This window comes from Streptococcus sp. 2021WUSS126, from assembly GCF_044427255.1.
Classification (GTDB): domain Bacteria; phylum Bacillota; class Bacilli; order Lactobacillales; family Streptococcaceae; genus Streptococcus; species Streptococcus hashimotonensis.
In genome coordinates this window covers 1-6,058 of sequence record NZ_JAOTGI010000038.1, presented here as the reverse complement: position 1 = coordinate 6,058, position 6,058 = coordinate 1, and the positions used below count along the sequence as shown (strand labels likewise).

The following is a 6,058-nucleotide window of genomic DNA, read 5'->3' as shown; positions in this document are numbered from 1 at the left end:
CATGGTAAGTATAGCTTGAATCATGGTTTTCATCGTTAGCTGACTTTTCCGACTAAAATCTTTTTCAGGATGAAGCACAAACTGGTTTGCGGTGGAAACGATGTCGTTAATACTATCAAGTAAATGAACTTTAATCTGATCTAGCATGACTTTTCCCCTTTTATTTTTAGTGTAACATAAAAAATAACCCACCACAAAATGTGATAGGTTAGTTAACTTAATGACATTGGTCTCCATACCTGTTTTTCTTTTCCATAATTACAAAAATAAGATGTGAGCCTCCACTCACATCTTTTATTATCCTTCGTATCCATTTGGATTTTTCGATTGCCAGTTCCACGTATCGCGACACATGTCTTCAATTGTTTTTTCTGTTTTCCAGTTGAGTTCAGCCAGAGCTTTGTCTGCATTCGCATAAAAGGACGGAAGGTCTCCTGCTCGATTTGGTGCAAAGCGATACGGAACATCTACACCTGTTACTTGAATGAAAGTATTTACCAATTCTAAGACACTTGTTCCTTGACCAGAACCTAGGTTATAAGTATAAACCTGATTAGCTTCATCTAATTTTTCTAATGCTCGTACGTGTCCTTTGGCCAAATCAACAACATGGATATAGTCTCGTACACAAGTCCCATCTGGCGTATCGTATGCATTACCAAAAATATTGAGAAATTCACGTTTACCAACTGCTACCTGAGCTACAAATGGCATTAAATTATTTGGAATGCCTGACGGATCTTCCCCAACCAAGCCTGACTCATGAGCTCCAATTGGATTGAAATAGCGCAACAACGAAATAGACCATTCTGAATCAGAAACATAAATGTCGCGAAGAATCTGTTCACACATGACTTTCGTTTGACCATACGGGCTTGTTGGAACTCCTACTGGCATGTCCTCTTGATAAGGAGAGGGATTAAAACTGCCATAAACAGTCGCACTAGATGAAAAGACGATTTTCTTCACATCAAACTCAGCCATCACTTCAACCAATGAGAGAATGGACATGATATTATTTTCGTAATAAGCACCAGGTTTTTGAACTGATTCTCCTACTGCCTTAAATGCAGCAAAATGGATCGCTGACTCGATATTTTCTTTCTCGAACACCTGACGCAATCCCCGTTTATCTGCTACGTCTAGCTGATAGAAGGTCGGTCTCTTTCCTGTAATTTCTTCAATACGATCCAATACCTGGATGCTTGCATTAGATAAATCGTCAACAATTACTACTTCTTTACCTAAATTTAACAATTCGACAACCGTATGACTACCAATATAACCTGCACCGCCAGTAACTAAGATACTCATCTCTTTACTCCTTTTCACCTGGACAAAAATTCTATATCCCTATTATATGTTACCTGTTGTAAAAAGTAAACAAAAAACAGCCTTTCGGCCGTTTTCAAATTCAATTAGAATTTTTTACGCTTGCGAGCTGCTTCTGATTTACGTTTACGTTTTACAGATGGTTTTTCGTAGAATTCGCGTTTGCGTGTTTCTTGAAGAGTACCAGCTTTAGTAACCGCACGTTTGAAACGACGAAGAGCATCATCAAGTGATTCGTTCTTGCGTACTACTGTTTTTGACATTTTTTTCACTCCCCTCAATTTCAAAGTCTTTATCATTTTACTATGATTCAACTCATTTGTCAATATTTTTTAATTCTAAAATATGAATTTTACGCTCTTATCCTATCCTGTTCTTTTTTCCTGTCCACGCCAGTATTGTCCCAAAGAAGAATTCGTAAAGGACAAAAAATAATACAAAGCAATGCAAGAAAAACTCTTGTGGCAAAATATATATGACAGGATCCTTTGCAGGGTCAAATAGCCATGTAGAATCCCCTGGAAATAGCACCGTATGAAATAATACAAAAAACTGATCAAAGCCAACAAGAACACCTAATAAACCGATTATCATTGGCGTAAGCATGGTCCAGAAAATGACCTTTTTAACCAAGTCTCCATAACCTTTTAGCAGAATGTTTTTTACAAAAAGCACAAAGGCAGGGAGGGTGAGGATAAAAATCCCCTGAGTTAAATGGAATAAATGTTTCACATCTGCAAAATGTTTCAGACCATCAGCTGAGGATGAAAAATTTGGCATGTCTAAAACACTTGCAAATGGATTGGTCAGATAGTTCATCAAGATATTGAAATTATAGGAAATATCTGCCGCTTTCATGTAGACCACTTTTTCCAACCCCAAAAAAGAAATCTCAAGCGGATAAACTAGCCAAGCTAGGTAGATGGTTCCTAGAACTGCTGCCGACAAGACAAATAAAATCGTTCCGATAATCTGTAACTTAGTTCTCATCAAAACTCCATTCATCTAGGCTGTTGAGGACATGGGTTGGAGCCAGGGGTAAGTCTGCTACTTCTTCTGGCTTGGTAAATCCAGTCAGGACTAAAAGAGTTGGAAATCCATTGTCAATCCCTGCACGAATATCCGTCAGGTAGTTATCTCCCACCATAACCGTTTGGCTGCGTTCTGTGCCTAAAATCTCCAGAGCCTTGTCCATGATAATGGCTTCAGGCTTACCGATGAAGGTCGGCTCTACTCGGGTAGCAGCTTTCAAAAGCGCAATAAGTGAGCCTGCTCCTGGCAAATGGCCTCTTTCAGTCGGAATGTTCAAATCAGGATTGGTACCGATGAAGGTCGCTCCCTTTTGAATAGCCAAGGTGGCAATGGTCAGTTTTTCATAGGTCAACTGAGTATCCAAACCGACAACAACATAGGCTGGATTTTCCGTATCTTCCACATAACCTGCCTCAAAAATGGCAGACTTGAGCCCGTCTTCTCCAATGACATAGACTGTCTTTTCCTTGCCCAAATCATTCATATAATCTACTGTCGCCAGACTAGCTGTATAGATTGTTTCAAGCGGTGTCTCAATGTTAAAGTTTTCAGCCAACATAGCCTGCACCATCTCAGGACGGCGGGTGGTATTGTTGGTCACGAATAAATAGGGAATCTGACGTTCTTGCAAGCGATGAATAAAACGTTCACCAGCAGGAATCCGCTTTTTCCCTTCATAAATCGTACCATCCAAATCAATCAAATAACCTGTATATGTCATTTTTCCTCCTTAATCAAATCGTGTTTCCCAATGCTCAGACCGACTAGCTTCCAAGCAAAGTGCTAACTGCTCAGCTATATTTTTCCCAAGGTAGAGCGGTGGTAAGTCATCTAGACTGAAGAAGCCACTGGCAACTGTTTCCGAATTAGGCTGAAACTCCCCGCCAAGGAGACGACATAGAATGAAGACCTTGGTCACGCGGTGGGCTGACTTGGCAGGATTGTTCTTGTGCTTGTCCAAAATCGCAACGACTCGCAGAGCCTCCACATCCAGCCCCGCTTCTTCCTTTACTTCCTTGACAACATTTTCCTTGACGGACTGGTCCACATCGCACCAACCACCTGGCAAGGACCAGAACCCATCGTTTTCCTGGACAAGTAGGATTTTATCCTCTTGAAAAATAGCTGCTCGGGTATCCAGCTTGGGTGTCTGATAGCCTGTTTCATTGCAAAACAAGTCTGTCACCACTTCCAAAGGCTGTCCAGATGGCTCTACCAACATTTCTGCCGCAATCTGCCTGATTTCTTCGAAACGCTCCATGTCATAAACATCTTTTCCATAGGCCAAGCCTGTCTGAGCCAAGGCTTGTAAACGCACGGCCCATTCCAACCACTTATCCTGCGACATGACCTTCCCTCCATTCTATGACAGCTTGAGCATGGATATGCCCATCCACCACAATCTCATGCTGGCTGACACCAGCTTCTGCCACCATGCGTGAACTCACCAAGCTAGTCGCCTCTACTTCCTTAAGATACTTGAGTTGGATTTTTTTAGGGACATGGCAGAGCAGAAAATCATAGCCCAGTACTTCATACATCCATTCCAGGTACTTGCCATTGTTGACATGACCATTCATATCCAAGTCAAAATAGCGAACAGGAAATTCTTGAACAGATGGATTTTCCAAGAGCTGATACTGGGGAGCCCGGGGTAATTTCTTGACCTGCTCAGATTGATAAGGGGCAATCAAGGCTTCTGGCACAGGCGCCACCTTGCGAGTCTCAAAATCAATCAGGACAAAGTAGCAGAGAATGTCTAACAAAAGATTGCCCGCCTCATCGTAAATATAGAACATCCGATGACAGAAAAACTTGTTGTAGGCAACCGCTTCTGTTTTTATCGTGATGGTTTCATTGTACTTAGGGAGGTCTTGAATGGTCAGTTCATAATCTGTCACCACCCAAATCAAGCCAAATTCCTGAAAAACATAGAGGTCACTACGACCCAGTTCTTCCGACTGCCGACCTGACACACCAAGACAGTAGGAAATAAAGTCAGGCAATTTGATTTCTTGTTTAACATCCACCATATCAAAGGGAATAGTGAACTCTTCTTGGTAGCTTAGTCCCATTGTGTCCTCTTTCTAATCTTAAAGTATAGTCTTTCAGTTTGCGTCAACAGCTGCAGATAGCTTCAATAGTCCACTGGACTATTGAGGGTTGGAAATCGTACTTACGATAGTAAGTAACATTCGTAGAGTACGGCAAAGCGAGTTCAAATACTCCAGTGGAGTGTTTGAAGTTGGAAATAAGGGAACGAAGTTTCCTCGCTCGTCGAAGTAATAAAACAAACTGAGTGACTATATGAAACGCTCGGCAACTGTATCGCCAAGAAACAATCCCTTTTTGGTCATACGAAGCCAACGGTCTTCTTCTTGCAAGAGACCTTCATTTTTCAAGTCCCTGACCACCTGACCGTAGCGTTCTTCAAAAGAGATACCAAACTTTTCCTCGAATCGCTCAATGGACACGCCAGTTTTTTTCCGTAGGCCTAAAAACATCTCTTCTTCCATCTGCTCGGTCTGGCTGAGGAATTCTTCGTGTAAGCGAGAATGGCCTTTTTCTCGGATGGACTTGAGGTAGTGCTGGATGGGGCCGCGGTTGCGGTAGCGCATGCCGTCGATGTAGCCAGATGCTCCAGCTCCTAGACCATAGTACTCCGAGTTGTCCCAGTACATGAGGTTGTGGCGACTTTCAAATCCTGGCTTGGTGAAGTTGGAAATTTCGTAGTGCTCGAAGCCGTTTTTTTCTAACTCCTGAAGGATGTAGTCGAACATATCGGACTCCACATCTTCGTTGGGCAGATGGAGGTTGCCGCGACGCTGGCGGTTCATGAAGACCGTGTGATTCTCCAAAATCAAGCTATAGAGGCTCATGTGGGGAATGTCCAGCTTCAAGGCCTTGGCGACATTGTCCACCACCTGCTCCATGGTCTGACCAGGCAGGGCATAAATCAGGTCAATGGAAATGTTGTGAAAACCCGCTTCCTTGAGGGCAGCAATGGTTTCATAAATCTGGGCCTGGTTGTGGCTACGACCGATTTTTTTCAGCATACGGTCATCAAAGGTCTGAACGCCAAGCGACACCCGATTGCACTTGGACTTTTTCAGAACCGCAATCTTGTCTGCCGTCAAGTCACCCGGATTGGCCTCGATAGTGAATTCTTCCACCTGTGACAAGTCCAGCAAGTCCTCCAGATTGGTCAGGAGATAGTCCAGCTGGTCTGCCGAGAGAGCCGATGGTGTTCCGCCTCCGATATAAAGCGTGCGGAGGGCTGGCAGGTCGTAAAACTTGACCTCTTCCATGAGGGCTGCCAAATACTCGTCAACAGGCTGGTTCTTAATAAAGACCTTGGAAAAGTCACAGTAGTAACAAATCTGGGTACAAAATGGAATGTGGATATAGGCAGATGTCGGTCGTTTTTTCATAAGAACTATTATAGCACACTGTCTATAAAAATATTTTTTACAGCCATCACTTCCCCCTCAAAACAATGATATAATATAGTAAACTTACAAAATCTACAAAAGGAATTAAGTCATGAACAAAGAACGATTCTATGATTGAACTGCTCCCTGTCAAGTGGACAATGAAATAATAAAAGATTAGGCGACGGCCTTGTTCCTCATTTCAAGAGGGGCAAGGCCGTTGTTGCGTTCTTGAAATCGTTGATGATTATAAAAATAGATGT

7 protein-coding genes and 1 pseudogene are annotated in these 6,058 nt (G+C 42.6%); all 8 read right to left on the bottom strand.

Annotated features, from left to right (window positions below):
- Positions 1–147, bottom strand: a pseudogene (locus ODU39_RS10130) (IS4 family transposase); the annotation flags it as partial.
- Positions 148–297: 150 nt separating this feature from the next.
- Positions 298–1,314 (bottom strand): UDP-glucose 4-epimerase GalE, encoded by a 1,017-nt coding sequence (galE, locus tag ODU39_RS10125; protein WP_398580379.1) that lies wholly within the window; start codon positions 1,312–1,314, stop codon positions 298–300.
- A 104-nt stretch (positions 1,315–1,418) separates the two neighbouring features.
- Positions 1,419–1,595, bottom strand: a complete 177-nt coding sequence (gene rpsU / locus ODU39_RS10120) for a 30S ribosomal protein S21 (protein WP_000048054.1) — start codon at positions 1,593–1,595, stop codon at positions 1,419–1,421.
- 97 nt (positions 1,596–1,692) lie between these two features.
- On the bottom strand, positions 1,693–2,322 hold the full coding sequence (locus tag ODU39_RS10115; protein WP_015647052.1) for a TIGR01906 family membrane protein: 630 nt from the start codon (positions 2,320–2,322) through the stop codon (positions 1,693–1,695).
- Complete coding sequence (locus tag ODU39_RS10110; protein WP_015647053.1) at positions 2,312–3,085, bottom strand: TIGR01457 family HAD-type hydrolase; 774 nt, start codon at positions 3,083–3,085, stop codon at positions 2,312–2,314. Before ODU39_RS10110 ends, ODU39_RS10115 begins: the two co-directional genes overlap by 11 nt.
- A 9-nt stretch (positions 3,086–3,094) precedes the next feature.
- Entirely contained in the window at positions 3,095–3,712 is a 618-nt protein-coding gene (locus ODU39_RS10105; protein WP_398580378.1) for an NUDIX hydrolase N-terminal domain-containing protein, read from the bottom strand.
- Complete coding sequence (locus tag ODU39_RS10100; protein WP_398580377.1) at positions 3,699–4,439, bottom strand: acyl-ACP thioesterase domain-containing protein; 741 nt, start codon at positions 4,437–4,439, stop codon at positions 3,699–3,701. Before ODU39_RS10100 ends, ODU39_RS10105 begins: the two co-directional genes overlap by 14 nt.
- Before the next feature lie 228 nt (positions 4,440–4,667).
- Positions 4,668–5,795 (bottom strand): radical SAM family heme chaperone HemW, encoded by a 1,128-nt coding sequence (gene hemW, locus ODU39_RS10095; RefSeq protein ID WP_136671010.1) that lies wholly within the window; start codon positions 5,793–5,795, stop codon positions 4,668–4,670.
- Between the last annotated feature and the right edge of the window lie 263 nt (positions 5,796–6,058).